This window comes from Pseudomonas sp. R4-34-07, from assembly GCF_003852375.1.
GTDB lineage: Bacteria > Pseudomonadota > Gammaproteobacteria > Pseudomonadales > Pseudomonadaceae > Aquipseudomonas.
In genome coordinates, this window is sequence record NZ_CP027760.1 from 4429666 (window position 1) to 4444870 (window position 15205).

General features: G+C 62.3%; 11 protein-coding genes. 2 read left to right on the plus strand and 9 right to left on the minus strand.

Features of this window, described 5'->3' with window-relative positions:
* Positions 1–8 precede the first annotated feature (8 nt).
* Both C4J85_RS20375 and rluC read right to left on the minus strand, forming a co-directional pair.
* A complete protein-coding gene (locus C4J85_RS20375; RefSeq protein ID WP_124410589.1) occupies positions 9–671 on the minus strand; it encodes an HAD-IA family hydrolase in 663 nt (220 codons plus the stop codon).
* Positions 658–1617 (minus strand): 23S rRNA pseudouridine(955/2504/2580) synthase RluC, encoded by a 960-nt coding sequence (rluC, locus tag C4J85_RS20380; RefSeq protein ID WP_032886795.1) that lies wholly within the window; start codon positions 1615–1617, stop codon positions 658–660. The genes C4J85_RS20375 and rluC overlap by 14 nt, the downstream gene beginning before the upstream one ends.
* Positions 1618–2375: 758 nt before the next feature.
* Between rluC and rne the strand changes: the two genes are divergently transcribed.
* A complete protein-coding gene (gene rne, locus C4J85_RS20385) occupies positions 2376–5516 on the plus strand; it encodes a ribonuclease E (protein WP_177413571.1) in 3141 nt (1046 codons plus the stop codon).
* A gap of 144 nt (positions 5517–5660) precedes the next feature.
* Here the strand turns inward: rne and C4J85_RS20390 are convergent, their stop codons facing one another.
* From C4J85_RS20390 to C4J85_RS20410, 5 genes are all read right to left on the minus strand, one after another.
* On the minus strand, positions 5661–6245 hold the full coding sequence (locus C4J85_RS20390) for an NTP transferase domain-containing protein (protein ID WP_124410591.1): 585 nt from the start codon (positions 6243–6245) through the stop codon (positions 5661–5663).
* Positions 6242–7228 (minus strand): XdhC family protein, encoded by a 987-nt coding sequence (locus tag C4J85_RS20395; RefSeq protein WP_124368034.1) that lies wholly within the window; start codon positions 7226–7228, stop codon positions 6242–6244. Before C4J85_RS20395 ends, C4J85_RS20390 begins: the two co-directional genes overlap by 4 nt.
* Positions 7228–9549 carry a xanthine dehydrogenase family protein molybdopterin-binding subunit gene (locus C4J85_RS20400; protein ID WP_124410592.1) on the minus strand — a complete coding sequence of 774 codons (2322 nt, stop codon included), beginning with the start codon at positions 9547–9549 and terminating at the stop codon, positions 7228–7230. The genes C4J85_RS20395 and C4J85_RS20400 overlap by 1 nt, the downstream gene beginning before the upstream one ends.
* Entirely contained in the window at positions 9546–10013 is a 468-nt protein-coding gene (locus C4J85_RS20405; RefSeq protein WP_124368036.1) for a (2Fe-2S)-binding protein, read from the minus strand. Before C4J85_RS20405 ends, C4J85_RS20400 begins: the two co-directional genes overlap by 4 nt.
* 254 nt (positions 10014–10267) lie before the next feature.
* Positions 10268–11599 (minus strand): dicarboxylate/amino acid:cation symporter, encoded by a 1332-nt coding sequence (locus C4J85_RS20410; protein WP_124364023.1) that lies wholly within the window; start codon positions 11597–11599, stop codon positions 10268–10270.
* A 340-nt stretch (positions 11600–11939) separates the two neighbouring features.
* Here C4J85_RS20410 and C4J85_RS20415 point away from each other — a divergent pair, with 340 nt between their 5' ends.
* Entirely contained in the window at positions 11940–12938 is a 999-nt protein-coding gene (locus C4J85_RS20415; RefSeq protein ID WP_124410593.1) for an AraC family transcriptional regulator, read from the plus strand.
* Between the two features lie 231 nt (positions 12939–13169).
* Here the strand turns inward: C4J85_RS20415 and C4J85_RS20420 are convergent, their stop codons facing one another.
* Both C4J85_RS20420 and C4J85_RS20425 read right to left on the minus strand, forming a co-directional pair.
* On the minus strand, positions 13170–14516 hold the full coding sequence (locus C4J85_RS20420) for an ATP-binding protein (RefSeq protein ID WP_124368038.1): 1347 nt from the start codon (positions 14514–14516) through the stop codon (positions 13170–13172).
* The gene (locus C4J85_RS20425) at positions 14513–15190 is read right to left on the minus strand and encodes a response regulator (RefSeq protein ID WP_010208358.1); all 678 of its coding nucleotides are present in this window, start codon (positions 15188–15190) and stop codon (positions 14513–14515) included. Before C4J85_RS20425 ends, C4J85_RS20420 begins: the two co-directional genes overlap by 4 nt.
* Between the last annotated feature and the right edge of the window lie 15 nt (positions 15191–15205).

Consider the following 15205-nt stretch of genomic DNA (forward strand, 5'->3'; position numbering starts at 1 on the left):
GCAAAGACTTATTGAGCCCGACCGAGCCAGGCCTGCAGTTCAGAAAAATGATCGATCGTCAGCCTGGGCTCATATTGCTGCAAGGCTTCGGCCGCCTGGGCGCCGTAGCTGACCGCCACGCTGTCCATGCCGGCATTGCGCGCCATTATCAGGTCGAAGGACGCGTCCCCCACCATCAGTGCCTGGCGCGGCGCTACACCGCAGTGAGCCAGGATCTGCTCCAGCATCAGAGGGTGGGGTTTGCTGGCGGTTTCATCCGCGGCACGGGTGATGTCGAAATAATCGTCCCAGCCATGTGCCTTGAGCACGCGGTCAAGCCCGCGCCGGGCCTTGCCGGTGGCCACGGCGAGGTAATAGCCCTGGGCACGGAACGCCTCCAGGGACTGCCTCACACCGTCGAACAGCGGGGAAGGCTCGGCCTCCAGGGCGATGTAGTGATCCGCGTAGTGCTGTCGAAACGCGATCAGTTGCGAGTCGTCGATCTGCGGATACAGGGTGCGGATGGCCTCAGGCAAGCCCAGGCCAATGATGCCCTTGACCGCCAGGTCGCTGCACGGCTCGAAGCCGGAACGGGTCGAGGCCATGTGCATCGACTCGACAATCCGCCCTATGGAGTTGGCCAGCGTTCCATCCCAGTCGAAGATCAGCAGCTTGTAATCAAGGCGCGACACTCAAACGCTCCACGGTCTTGGCCCACATCTCGTCGACTGGCGCCTGCAACTTCAACTCACCGCCATCGGGCAGCGGCACGGTCAGCATATAGGCGTGCAGGAACAGACGCTTGCCGCCGAGGTCGCGAATTTCTTTGGAGAAATCCTCGTCACCGTATTTGGTATCACCGGCAATGCAATGGCCAGCGTGCAGGGTGTGCACGCGAATCTGGTGGGTACGCCCGGTCACCGGCTTGGCCTCGACCAGGGTGGCGAAGTCGCCGAAGCGGCGCAGCACCTTGAACAGGGTCAGGGCCTCTTTGCCCTCCTCGTCCACTTCCACCATACGTTCACCGGAGCGCAGGTTGCTTTTCTGCAACGGCGCTCGCACGCTCTTGATCGAGCTGGCCCAGTTACCTCGCACCAGCGCCATGTAGCGCTTGTCCACGCCATCGCCACGCAGGGCGGTGTGCAGGTGACGCAACATGCTGCGCTTCTTGGCGATCATCAACAGGCCGGAGGTGTCGCGGTCCAGTCGGTGGACCAGCTCCAGCTCCTTGGCATCCGGGCGCAACTGACGAAAGGCTTCGATCACGCCGAACGTCAGGCCGCTGCCGCCATGAACGGCAATGCCGCAGGGTTTGTTGATCACGATGAGTTTGTTATCTTCGAACACGATCGAGGCTTCCAGGCGCTGCAGCAGGCCCTGGGCCAGCGGCACCGGCTCGTCGCGCTCGGGCACACGCACTGGCGGCACGCGGACGATATCGCCCGCCTGCAACTTGTACTCAGGCTTGATCCGGCCTTTGTTCACGCGCACCTCGCCTTTGCGCAAGATGCGGTAAATCAGGGTCTTGGGCACGCCTTTGAGCCTGGCCAGGAGAAAATTATCGATGCGTTGGCCGGCATATTCCGGCGAGACCTCGAGCAGTTGGACGCTGGGGGTCTGGGGGGCGGTAGTCGTCATGGCGGCGATGATAACAATTTTTTATGGAATTGAAGCACTTAATCATTGCTGCTATAGTCGCGAACGCCGCCAAAAGCGGCCTGGACAGAGGACTTGCGGCAAACTGCCGGCCCTGACCATCGCAATTCATCAGGACGCGAGGCCGTCCTACGGGGCGTTCGCCACCTTGGAAGGCTTGAGATTGTAACAAGCGCAGGTGACATGAGGCCTGAAGCGAGTGCGCAAAGCAGAGTGAATACTCGCCTTGCGCGCCGATATTTACGGCCAGTTCACAAAGTGCAGTCAGTCTCGGGCCAGACCATGGCGAATGCTTCGGAAACAACGCCTGTTAAGAGCTGAGTGCGAGCGCAGTCGCCCACACCTAGTCTTGTTTAGCCATGAGCGTGGACTCCCCATTGGAGAACACGGTAAATGCCAACCCGCTGCGGATTCTGCGCGCGGCAGCACCCGAATTATCAGGGATACGTGTAGGGTGGAGATGCACAACCGTCGGACCGTGTAGCACTAGGCTTATATTTAGACGCTTCATCTCGTCCACAGTCGCCGGTTGATTCCTCCTCCTGACCTTAGCTTTTGTTGAAGTGGTGCATTTGTCACCACCGCTAACAAGCAGGACGCGTCCGTCGCGATACCCGCCCAATTGGCAGGTTTTGCTGGACACTGGAGTGGCCAACCACTCTTGACGCACCTGACACCGACCGTGAGAAGTCGTGTGTGCCGAACGCCGTTTCCGGCAGCCCGGAAACCGACGGTACAACATGAAAAGAATGCTGATTAACGCAACCCAACCCGAAGAGTTGCGTGTTGCACTGGTAGATGGCCAACGCCTCTACGACCTGGATATCGAATCCGGTGCCCGCGAGCAAAAGAAGGCCAACATCTATAAAGGCCGTATTACTCGCATCGAACCTAGCCTTGAGGCTGCCTTTGTCGATTTCGGCTCCGAGCGCCACGGCTTCCTGCCCCTCAAAGAAATCTCCCGCGAATACTTCAAGAAGGCCCCCGAAGGCCGGGTGAACATCAAGGACGTCCTGAGCGAAGGCCAGGAAGTCATCGTTCAGGTCGAGAAAGAAGAACGTGGCAACAAGGGCGCTGCCCTGACCACCTTCATCAGCCTGGCTGGCCGTTACCTGGTGCTGATGCCGAACAACCCGCGTGCCGGCGGTATTTCCCGTCGCATCGAAGGCGAAGAGCGCAACGAACTGCGTGAAGCGCTCAACGGCTTGATCGCACCGGCCGACATGGGCCTGATCGTGCGCACTGCAGGCCTGGGCCGCAGCAGCGAAGAAATGCAGTGGGACCTCGACTACCTGCTGCAACTCTGGACCGCCATCAAAGAAGCATCCCTGGATCGCTCCGCGCCCTTCCTGATCTACCAGGAAAGCAACGTGATCATCCGCGCCATCCGCGATTACCTGCGCCAGGACATCGGCGAAGTGCTGATCGACAGCGTTGAAGCCCAGGACGAAGCCCTGACCTTCATCCGCCAGGTGATGCCGCAGTACGCCAGCAAGATCAAGCTGTACGAAGACAGCGTTCCGCTGTTCAACCGTTTCCAGATCGAAAGCCAGATCGAGACCGCTTTCCAGCGCGTAGTCGAACTGCCTTCCGGCGGCTCCATCGTGATCGACCCGACCGAAGCTCTGGTGTCCATCGACATCAACTCGGCGCGCGCCACGAAGGGCAGCGACATCGAAGAAACCGCCCTGCAGACCAACCTGGAAGCGGCTGAAGAAATCGCCCGCCAACTGCGCCTGCGTGACATCGGCGGCCTGATCGTGATCGACTTCATCGACATGACCCCGGCCAAGAACCAGCGCGCCGTGGAAGAGAAAGTCCGCGAATGCCTGGAAGCTGACCGTGCCCGCGTGCAGGTCGGCCGCATCTCGCGCTTCGGCCTGCTGGAAATGTCCCGTCAGCGCCTGCGCCCATCCCTGGGTGAAAGCAGCGGCATCGTTTGCCCGCGTTGCAATGGCACCGGCATCATCCGTGACGTTGAATCGCTGTCGCTCGCGATCCTGCGCCTGATCGAAGAAGAAGCCCTGAAAGACCGCACCGCCGAAGTTCGCGCACAAGTGCCGATTCCGGTTGCCGCCTTCCTGCTCAACGAAAAGCGCAACTCGATCACCAAGATCGAACTGCGCACCCGCGCCCGTATCGTCATCCTGCCGAACGATCACCTCGAGACGCCGCACTTCGAAGTGCAGCGCCTGCGCGATGACAGCCCGGAAGCCCACAGCGGCCAGTCCAGCTACGAAATCGCTGCTGCCGCTGCCGAAGTGGAAGAAGTCCAGCCAGCCGCTGCGACCCGCACTCTGGTCCGCCAGGAAGCCGCCGTGAAGACCGCGCCGGCCCGTGCCAACGCACCGGTTCCGGTTGAAGCCGCCGCTCCGGTTGCCGCGCCGGCCGCCCTGCCTGAGCCAAGCCTGTTCAAAGGCCTGGTGAAATCCCTGGTCAGCCTGTTCGCCACCAAGGAAGAGCCCGCCGCGCCGGTTGTGGTTGAAAAAACTGCCGCCGAACGCCCTGCGCGCAACGAAGAGCGTCGCAACGGTCGTCAGCAGAGCCGTAACCGCAACGGTCGCCGCGACGAAGAGCGCAAGCCGCGCGAAGAACGTGCTCCGCGTGAAGAACGCGCGCCACGTGAAGAGCGTGCACCTCGCGAAGCCCGTGAAGAAACCCCGACCGTAGCCCGTGAAGAACGCGCACCTCGCGAGGAGCGTGCACCGCGCACTCCACGTGCCCCACGTGAAGACCGCAAGCCGCGCGGCGAGCGTGAAGAACGTGTGCGCGAACTGCGCGAGCCTCTGGACGCGGCACCTGCCGTTGCCGCAGCCGCAGCCGCAACCACCGAAGAACGCCCGGCTCGTCAGCCGCGTGAAGAACGCGCGCCACGTGAGGAACGCCAACCACGTGCTCCGCGTGAAGAGCGTCAACCGCGCGCCGAACAAGCCGCTGCCGCCAGCGAAGAAGAAGTGCTGACCGGCGAAGAGCAACTGCAGGAAGATGGCCAGGACAACGCCGAAGGCGATCGTCCACGCCGCCGCTCCCGTGGTCAGCGTCGTCGCAGCAACCGTCGTGAGCGTCAACGTGATGCCAACGGCAACGTGATCGAAGGCTCGGAAGAAGCCGGCGAGCACGCAGAAGCTGGCAACCACGAACCGACCGGTGACGAACTGGCTGCCGGCCTGGCCGTGACTGCCGCTGTGGCCAGCTCGGTCATCAGCGCACCGGCTGAAGCCCAGGCTCATGAGCAGGCTGAACGCGCTACCGCCGCTGTCGAAGATAATGCTGCTTTCGAAGAGACCGCTGCGGTAGAAGCGCCCGTTGCCGAGACTCCAGTGGTTGAAGCACCGGTGGTGGAAGCCACTACCCCAATCGAAACCCCAGTGGTTCCGGAAGTGGAAGTAGCACCGGTTCGCGACGCTCAACCCGTGACCGAAGTGGTTGCCGTTGAAGTCGCCCCGGTCGTCGAGCCTGAGCCAGTGGTTCAAGCGCCCGAGCAAGCACCGGTTGCTGAAGAAGCTGCTCCAGTGGTGCGTGAAGTTCGCGAAGAACAGACCGCCTTCCAATGGACTGCCGAACCTGCCGCTCCGGTTGAAGTGCCCGCTCCTGCCCCCGTGGTAGAAGAGGCACCCGCTCCGGTTGCAGATGTCGTAGTGGCAGAGCCGACCCCAGAGGTCGAAACTGCCCCCGTGGTTGAGCCCGCCCCAGGCGTAGAGCCTGCCCCCGTGGTTGAAGCGCCGGTAGTGGCCGAAGTCGCCGCTCCGGTGGTTGAAGCTGCACCGGCAAGCGCCCTGACTGAAAACGGCCGTGCACCAAACGACCCACGTGAAGTGCGTCGCCGCCGCAAGGAAGCCGAGGCTGCCGCTGCTGCTGCAGCGTTAGAGCAAAAGGCCTAGGAAGAAGAGCACGAGCCTAAACCCCTCGTCTGATTCCATCGGCTATTAAAAAGCCCCGCCTGAGCAATCAGGCGGGGCTTTTTTTTGCAAAAAAATCAAACACACGGCTGTTCAAAGGTGGGAGGGGGCTTGCTCCCTCCCACATCAGTCGGCGCTGAAACTCAACTGTTGCGGCACATCCACATCCCATAGCACGCCAGGATCATCCACCGGCACGCCTCGCACCTGTGCCAGTGCAAACAAAGCCTTCGCGCCCCGGTCGCCGGCCAATGCCATCAATGCAGGCCCAAATACACGGCCGAAAGCGACTGGATGCCCATACTGTCCGGCATGCACCGGCACAGTGATGCTTCCCGGATCGGCCAGCACACGCTCGATCGTCGCGGAACGAATAAACGGCATATCCCCCAGTACCACTAGCCAGCCCTCTGCCGAAGCACTGGCCGTGACAGCGGCGGCAATGCTATCGCCCATACCGGCCGATTCCAGCAGCAGGACCTTACAACCATGTGCCTCTGCCAACCGAATCACCTCAAGGCGTTCCGGTGAAGTCACCACCCAACGCTCAACAAGCGTCGCCGGAAGGTTCACCAACACCTGCTCGATAACCGCTCGCGTCACACCATCCAAACCCGTGCAATCTGCAAGCAACTTGTCTTGATCAGTCCCGGCCTCAGCACGGAAGCGACTGCCCTGCCCCGCCGCCAGCACTATTGCCGTCACTGTCACTGTGCAGCCACCGGCAGCGGCTTTTTCTGCAAGGGCGCCACGCCGTTCTTGATCGCGACGATTTCCGCCATGAGCGACAGTGCGATTTCCGCCGGCGTATGGCTGCCGATGTGCAAACCGATGGGCCCATGCAAGCGCGCGATTGCGTCCGCCGACAAGCCCAGCGCCGCCAGGTTTTCCCGACGTTTCAGCGTATTGACCCGCGAGCCCAGGGCGCCAATGTAGAACGCGCTGGAATTCAACGCCGTGAGCAAAGCCATGTCGTCCAGGCGCGGATCGTGGGTCAGGCAGACAACCGCCGTGCGTTCGTCGGTCTGGATATTCAACACCGCTTCATCGGGCATGCCCGGCACGAAGCGGCCGTGTTGTTCCTCCCAACCGTAGACAAACTCTTCGCGCGGGTCGCAGATCAGCACTTCGAAGTCGAGCAGGCGCGCCATTTCCGCGACGTAGCGCGACAGTTGCCCAGCGCCGATCAGCAGCAGGCGCCAGCGCGGCCCATAGATGGCGCGCAGGCACTGGCCGTCAAAGGTCACCACATCGGTCTTGCTCGCAGGGCTGAGGGTCACTTTGCCGGTGGCCAGGTTCAGCTCCCGCGCGACAATCTGATGATCCTCGCAGCGCGCCAGCAATTGCTCCACCCAGGCCCACTCTTCCACCCGTTCTTCGGTCAGGCGCAGGGTGCCGCCGCAGGGCAGGCCAAAACGCGCCGCCTCATCGCGAGTAACGCCGTAGGTCACCAGCTGCACGGGCGGGCCGTCGGCGGGTAAACGGCCATCCTGCAGGCGTGCGATCAAGTCGTCCTCGATGCAGCCGCCGGACACCGAGCCGATCACCACCCCGTCGCCGCGCAAGGCCAACATCGCTCCCGGTGGGCGCGGCGCGCTGCCCCACGTCTGCACCACGCTGTACAACACCACGCGTTGCCCGGCGCGGCGCCATTGCAGCACGCTGCGCAAGACATTCAGATCCACACTGTCCATCAGGCCTTCGCCTCCTGCCAACCCTGCAATTGATAGCGTACCGGCAGGTTACGGATGCGCTGGCCGGTCGCTGCGAAGATCGCGTTGCACAACGCCGGCGCAATCGGCGGTACGCCCGGTTCACCGACACCACCCAACGGCACCTCGCCGGTCGGAGTCACCAGGTGCACGGCGATCTGCCTGGGCGCCAGGGACATGCGCGCCACTTCGTACATATGAAAATTGTCCTGCTGGACCTTACCGTCCTTGAAGCTGATCTCGCCCAGCACCGCGTTGCCCAGGCCCATCACACACGCGCCCTCGAACTGCGAGCGGATGCGTTCCGGGTTGATCTGCGGGCCGCAGTCCACGGCGATATCGGCCTTGTGCACAATCAGCGTGCCGTCGTCTTTGACTTCCACCTCGATCACCGCTGCCACATAGGTGACGAAACTGTAGTGCACCGCCAGCCCCAGACCACGCCCCTTGGGCAGCTTGCGCCCCCAGCCGGCGGCCTTGGCGGCAGTTTCCAGTACGCCACGCAGGCGCGCGGTGTCGATCGGGTAACGCTCGGGGGATTCGCCGTAGTTCCACTCGTCGCTCAAGGTTTTCGGATCGATCCGGCGGTCCGGGCCGAGCAACTTGAGCTGGTACTGCAACGGGTCCTGGCCGGCCTTGTGCGCCAACTCATCGACAAAACTCTGGATGGCAAAACCGTGGGGAATGTTTGACACCGAACGGTACCAACCCACACGGGTATGCGCCGCCGCTTCAGGGTTTTCCAGGCGCACGTTGGGAATGGCGTAAGCCATATTGGTAAAGCCCATGCCCAGTTCGAATGCCGCTTCGTGGTTCATGCCCGGCGCGAACAGCGCGGTAATGCTCGGCGCTACCGTGCGGTGCAGCCAGGCGGCAGGCAGGCCGTCTTTATTCAGGCCGGCTTTGAGGTATTCGGCGGACACGGTATGAAAGTAGGAATTGTGGATATCGTCTTCACGGGTCCACTGTACGCGCACGGCTTTGCCCGGAAATTGTTTGGCCAGCACGGCGGCTTCGATGATGAAGTCCGGCTTGGATTTGCGCCCGAAGCCACCGCCCAGCAAGGTCACGTGCACCGTGACGTTATCGAAGGGCACGCCCAGGCGCTCAGCGATACGCTCGCGAGTGACTTGCGGTGCCTGGCTCGGCGCCCAGGCTTCGCACTGGCCCTTGTCGAAACGGGCGACGGCGACCATCGGCTCCATCGGCGACTGCGCCAGGTGCGGCAGGTAGTAGGCGGCCTCCAAGGTGCTGTCGGCATCGCCCATGGCCTGGTCGAGGGTGCCGGTGTTGCGCACCACTTTGCCGGGCTGGCGGGCGGCGGCCTCCAGCTCCTTGCGGTAATCGACGGAGTTGTAGCCGGCGTTGACGCCGTCGTCCCACACGATGTTCAGCGCGTCACGACCCTTGATCGCCGCCCAGGTATTGCTGGCCACCACGGCCACGCCACCGAGGGGCTGGAATTCGGAGGGGATCGGCCGGCTGTCGATTTCCAGCACCTTGATCACGCCAGGGACTTTCATCGCGGCACTGGCATCGAAGGATTTGACCTTGCCGCCATACACCTTCGGCCGTGCGATGGTGGCGTAGAGCATGCCGTCGAAATGCACGTCGGCACCGTAGACGGCGCTGCCGTTGACGATGTCGACGCCATCGATGGCCTTGACGCCTTCTTTGCCGATATAGCGAAATTCCGTCGGCTGCTTGAGCCGCAGGCTGTCGCGTGCGGGAACGGCCAGCGCACCGGCCGCGGTGGCCAACTCGCCATAGCCCAGCTCACGACCGCTCGGTTGGTGGATCACCTTATGCAATTGCGCACGGCACTCGCTGACCGGGACCTTCCACTGCTCGGCAGCGGCCTGCTCCAGCATCGCCCGCACACTAGCGCCGCAACGCCGCATCGGCTCGTACCAATGGCGCATGCTGCGCGAGCCGTCGGTGTCCTGGTTGCCATAACGCACCTCATCACCCGGCGCTTGCTGGACCTTCACCTTGGCCCAATCGGCCTCCAGCTCATCGGCCACCACCAGGCTGAGGCTGGTGCGCACGCCCTGGCCCATCTCCGAACGGTTGCAGACCACGGTCACCGTGCCGTCGGTGGCGATGCTGACGTAGACCTTGGGGTCGTCGATCAGCCCATGGGGCATTGCATCGCCGCCATATTGCTTGACCGCATCAGCCGCGAAGGCGTCAGGCAGGCCCCAGCTGGCAGCGATCACCAGCACACCGGTGGCCCCCGCGCCTTTGAGAAAGCCGCGACGACTGAGGTTATTCAGCACGAAATCAGCGGGTAACCGGCTCATGCCTTGGCCCCCAGGTGCGTGGCCGCCTGACGGATCGCGGTCTTGATCCGGTTGTAGGTGCCGCAGCGGCAGATGTTGCCGACCATGGCCTCTTCGATCTGTTCGTCACTGGGATTGGGGTGGGTTTTCAGCAACGCGGTGGCCGACATGATCTGCCCGCCCTGGCAATAGCCGCATTGGGCCACGGCGGTGTCGAGCCAGGCTTGCTGCACCACCTGGCCGACAGGATCGGTGTGCAGGTTGTCGATGGTGCTGATGGCCTGGCCTTTGACCGCGCCGATCGGGGTGATGCAACTGCGCGCGGGCGAACCGTCGATGTGAATGGTGCAGGCGCCGCACAGGCCCATGCCGCAACCGAACTTGGTGCCGTTGTAGCCCGCCACATCGCGAATCGCCCACAACAGCGGCATATCCTCGGTGACGTCCAGTTGATGGTCTTGGCCGTTGAGTTTCAGGGTAATCATGGGCACGCCCGCCTGTTCATTGCATGGTTAGGGGCGAGCAATCTGTTGCAAGAGGTCACGCGGTTCGGTGCGCACAGATTGGCTCAGGCTGAGGAGGCTCTCTTGTGAAGACAGGTCTTCACCGGGCCTTTGGTGGAGCATCCACGTAATGTAAACCAAAACGCTCGAAAGTCACCGCGCGCAAACGCAAACGCCCCGAACGGGTCGGGGCGTTTGCGGATAACCGAGCGGCGCAGGTTCACGCCATCAGCGGCTTACTTGATGACAGGCGCAGGGCCTTCGGCCACGCCCAGGTCGTCTTCCTGGCGGGTGTCGGAGATACCAGTACCGCCGGACGCCAGTTCGCTTTGCAGCTTGTCGGTGTCCAGTTCCTTGACCCACTTGGCTACAACGAGGGTGGCCACTGCGTTACCCACCAGGTTGGTCAGCGCACGGGCTTCGGACATGAAGCGGTCGATACCCAGGATCAGCGCCAGGCCGGCAACCGGCAAGTGGCCGACGGCCGACAGGGTGGCAGCCAGTACGATGAAACCACTGCCCGTCACACCCGCAGCGCCCTTGGAGGACAGCAGCAGCACCAGCAGCAGGGTGATCTGGTGAGTGATGTCCATGTGCGTGTCGGTCGCCTGGGCGATGAACACGGCGGCCATGGTCAGGTAGATCGAGGTACCGTCAAGGTTGAACGAGTAGCCGGTTGGGATCACCAGGCCGACCACGGATTTCTTCGCGCCCAGACGCTCCATCTTGATCAGCATGCGTGGCAGTGCGGATTCGGAAGACGACGTGCCCAGCACGATCAGCAGCTCTTCACGGATGTAGCGGATCAGCTTGATCACGCTGAAACCGTGGGCGCGGCAGATAGCGCCGAGCACCACCAGCACGAACAGCAGGCAGGTGATGTAGAAGCAGATCATCAACTGGCCCAACTGCACCAGGGAACCCACACCGTAGGCGCCGATGGTGAATGCCATGGCGCCCAGGGCACCGATTGGCGCGAGCTTCATGATCATGTTGATGATGTTGAACATCACGTGGGCGAAGCGATCGATGAAGTCCAGTACCGGCTTGCCGTAGGCACCCAGGCGGTGCAGGGCGAAACCGAAGATCACCGAGAACATCAGCACTTGCAGGATGTCGCCGTTGGCGAAGGCGCCGACGATGGTGTTAGGGATCACATTGAGGATAAAGCCGACGATGCTCTGGTCTTTACCGGCCGTCACGTAGGCGGCGACTTTGGAAGCGTCCAGGGTTGCCACGTCGATGTGCATGCCGGCGCCCGGTTGCACGACGTTGACCACGATCAGGCCGATCAGCAACGCGATGGTGGAAACCACTTCGAAGTACAGCAACGCATAGCCGCCGGTCTTGCCGACCGATTTCATGCTTTGCATGCCAGCGATGCCGCTGACCACGGTGCAGAAGATGATCGGGGCGATGACCATTTTGATCAGCTTGATAAAGCCGTCACCCAGTGGCTTGAGGGCCACGCCGGTCTGCGGGTAGAAGTGACCAAGCAAAATACCGATAACGATTGCAACGATCACCTGGAAATACAGGGATTTGTAGATTGGCTGACGAGTCGTCATTGCAAAGTTCCTCAATCGTCCCGTGTGGCAAATATCCGCCATTGCCCACGACACTTGAATTGCGAACCCTCCTGCACTGGAGGGATTTGTTGTTTGCGAGACCTGTAGGAACAAGCCTGCGCTGTCATCCTTACTGCAAACGGCGCGCCACTTTACGCTAAACACCCTGAAGGCCTTTAGGCATCAGGCCCGAAGGTCTACCGGGGCCCGCTCTGGACACGAGCCAGGTGGCGGATTTCCGCCTAGCTGCCCAATGACGTCCTGCAATTTGGCGGATATCCGCCTTGTCGCGTCGTCGGGTGATGACTACCATCGCCACTCCCATGGACGAGGCCCTGTCATGCGTGAACGCACCATCGCCAGTCACTTCGCCCGCGCCGCCCTGGAGGGCGCGCGTCGGGGCGGTTACGACTACTCGGGCCTGTTGCAGCAGGCGGGCATCACCCCCGAACTGCTGAGCGAACCCCGTGCGCGTATCGCTCCGGAGCAATTTACCCGGTTGCTGCAAATGCTCTGGCTGGCGCTGGATGACGAATACCTGGGTTTCGCCGACGGGCCAAGCAAGCGCGGCACCTTTGCCATGATGTGCCATGCGCTGATTCATTGCCGCACGCTGGAGAAGGCGCTGGAACGCGGCTTATTGTTTTATAGCCTATTCCCACACGGCCCGCGCTGGCAGCTGACACGGGAAGGCGACATGGCCCGCTTGAGCCTGGACGACTCGCAACTCTGGGACCCGGACCACTTTCTCAGCGAATGCCTGCTGGTGATCTGGCATCGCCTGGGCAGTTGGCTGATCGGCCAGCGCATCCGGTTGCACCAGACCACGTTCAGCTACCCGATGCCGCCACACGCCAATGAATATGACCTGTTGTTCCCCTGCCCCCTGGTATTCGGTGCACCGAACAGCAGTCTGGTGTTCCCCGCCCGCTACTTGAGCCTGCCGCTGTTGCAGGACGAGCGCACCCTCAAGCACTTTCTCGAGCGCTCCCCCGCCGACCTGTTGTCACGCCCGGATGAAGGCGACAGCTTGAGCAGCCAGTTGCGCCGCCTGTTGAGCCGCGACCGCACGCCCTGGCCAGACCTGGAAGCCGTTGCCCAGCACTTGCATATCAGCCCACAGACCCTGCGTCGGCATTTGCGCGAAGAAGGCAGCAGTTTTCAGGCACTCAAGGACGAGCTGCGGCGGGACATCGCCATCTACCATTTGGGGCGAGCGGATTTGTCATTACAAGAGATCGCCGAACAACTGGGCTTCTCCGAGCCGTCGGCGTTTCATCGGGCGTTCAAGAAGTGGACGGGGCTGACGCCGGGGGCCTATCGGGCGCAGGAGAGTTAGAAGAGTGTTGTGGCAGAGGGCCTCATCGGGGGCTTGCCCTAATGCCAGTCAGTTAAGGCTTTTTGTAGGAACGAGGCGGGCGGCTAGCCCTTGCTCGCGAAAAACTCACAGGCACCGCGTTCATTCAGAAAGCACGCGTTATCGTTGACGTTTTTCGCGAGCAAGCTCGCTCCTACTGACGGTGGTGTACGCTTAACTGACTGGCATTAGGGCTTGCCCAGTCACTACCGATCACACGGCCGGAAAATGAATCCTGAACGCAGCGCCACCCAGCGCCGAATCACCCAGGGTCAGTCGTGCGTGATAGCTTTCAATGATGTCCTTGACCACCGCCAGCCCGATCCCCTGCCCTGGATGCTGACGGTCGAGCCGCTCGCCCCGCTGCAGAATCCGCGCGCGCTGATCCGGTGGTACGCCGGGGCCGTCGTCTTCGATGCACAACTCAATGCCTTCAAGGTTTTCCACCAGGCTGATGCGCACTTCGCTCAGGCATAGGCGATAGGCATTTTCCAGCAGGTTGCCGAGCATTTCGAGCAGGGCGCCTTTCTCGATGGGCACGTCGCACTCATCGGGCAGCTCGAGGGAGACGGTGACGCGTTTGTCCCGGTAAACCTTGTCCAACGTGTCGCACAGGCTTTGCAGCACCGGTTCCAGGCGGACCTGGTGGCGTACCAGGCCGCTCTTGCGCAGGCTGGCGCGCTGCAATTGATAGCCGATCTGCTGGCTCATGCGCTCGATCTGCGATTGCAGCACCCAGGCCTGGCTGCGTTCTTCGGGGCGCTGGGCCATGTCTTCGCTGACCCCCTGCAGTACCGCCAGCGGGGTTTTCAGGCTATGGGCCAAGTCATCCAGAGAGTCGCGGTAGCGCGCACGCTGCTCGCGTTCGCTGTGCAGCAAACGGTTGAGGGAACCGGTGAGGCGCAGCAGTTCCCGGGGATGTTCTTCGCTGAGGCTCTCGCGGGTGCCGCCTTCGATCTGGTCCAGTTCCTGGCTCAGCCGCCGCAAGGCCTGCAGGCCCCAGGTCAGGCCAAGCCACAGCAACGTCAGCAGCACCAGCAACGCCGCGCCGAACCCCAGGTAGAGATTCTCGCGCAGGCCTTCGAGGGTCAATTGGTACTCGCGCACCGGTTGCAGGGCGACGATGCTGAAGGCCGCACTTTTGCCGCCCAGCAACCGGACCTCGACGTCGTAGACAAAAAATTCCTGGCCGTTGGCCTCGCGAATGCGCGCAAATTCGTTGCCGCGTCCATCGTAGCGCGGCTTGTAGTTGATGTTTTCTTCCTGGGTCGCCCGCGAACGCCACACCAGGTGGCCTTCACGGTCGTAGATATAGCCGAGCAGGCGGCTGTCGGTCAGATTGAAGCGCTCATCGGGCAGCTGCGCCGGCATCAGCAGCCGGTTATTTTCCACGCGCGCCGCAGAGATCAAGGTGGTTACATCTGACGCCAGGCGTTGCTCGATAGAATCCTGCAACGCCAGGCTGAACGCGCCTTGCATGGCGGGCAGCAAGCCCAGCATGAACAGCACCGCCAGGGTGGCGGCGGCCAGCATCAGGCGCACGCGTAGCGAGCGAATCAACGGCAGCGCTCATTGAACAGGTAGCCCAGGCCCCGCACGGTGTCGATCGGCTTGAACCCGGCCGGCCCTTCCAGCTTGCGGCGCAGGCGACCGACCAGTACTTCGATGACGTTCGGGTCGCGCTCGTCGTCATCGGGATACAGCTGCTCCATCAAGCGGTCCTTGGCCACCACTTGTTGATGATGGCGCATCAGGTACTCGAGGATCCGGTACTCATAGGCGGTCAGCGCCAGCGGCTGCTCATCCAGCGAGGCTTGCTTGCGATTGAGGTCCAGCAGCAGTGGGCCGGCAACGATGGTGGATTGGGTAAAGCCGCTGGAGCGGCGCAGCAAGGCGTTCATCCGCGCCTCCAGCTCTTCGAACTGGAACGGTTTGACCACATAGTCGTCGGCACCGGCAGCCAGGCCTTCGACTTTGTCCTGCCAGTTGCCACGGGCGGTAAGAATGAGGATCGGAAAGGTCTTGGCCTGGGTGCGCAGTTGCCGGATCAGGTCCAGGCCGCCCATGCCGGGCAGGCCCAGGTCGATGATCGCCAGGTCATGATTGAATTGGCCGGTCTGGTACAGGGCTTCCTCGGCATTGGCCACAGCCTCGACGACGTGGCCGCTGTCGGTCAGGCGGGTAAACAGGTGATGACGCAACAGCGCCTCATCTTCCACCACCAGCAATTTCATAAGGCTCTCCAAGGC

What these genes read in the sequence shown, in the direction of transcription:
- C4J85_RS20410 (WP_124364023.1), bottom strand. Translation starts at nt 11,599, where the DNA reads ATGACGACTCGTCAGCCAATCTACAAATCCCTGTATTTCCAGGTGATC.
- C4J85_RS20395 (WP_124368034.1), bottom strand. Translation starts at nt 7,228, where the DNA reads ATGGACAGTGTGGATCTGAATGTCTTGCGCAGCGTGCTGCAATGGCGC.
- C4J85_RS20400 (WP_124410592.1), bottom strand. Translation starts at nt 9,549, where the DNA reads ATGAGCCGGTTACCCGCTGATTTCGTGCTGAATAACCTCAGTCGTCGC.
- C4J85_RS20425 (WP_010208358.1), bottom strand. Translation starts at nt 15,190, where the DNA reads ATGAAATTGCTGGTGGTGGAAGATGAGGCGCTGTTGCGTCATCACCTG.
- rluC (WP_032886795.1), bottom strand. Translation starts at nt 1,617, where the DNA reads ATGACGACTACCGCCCCCCAGACCCCCAGCGTCCAACTGCTCGAGGTC.
- rne (WP_177413571.1), top strand. Translation starts at nt 2,376, where the DNA reads ATGAAAAGAATGCTGATTAACGCAACCCAACCCGAAGAGTTGCGTGTT.
- C4J85_RS20415 (WP_124410593.1), top strand. Translation starts at nt 11,940, where the DNA reads ATGCGTGAACGCACCATCGCCAGTCACTTCGCCCGCGCCGCCCTGGAG.
- C4J85_RS20405 (WP_124368036.1), bottom strand. Translation starts at nt 10,013, where the DNA reads ATGATTACCCTGAAACTCAACGGCCAAGACCATCAACTGGACGTCACC.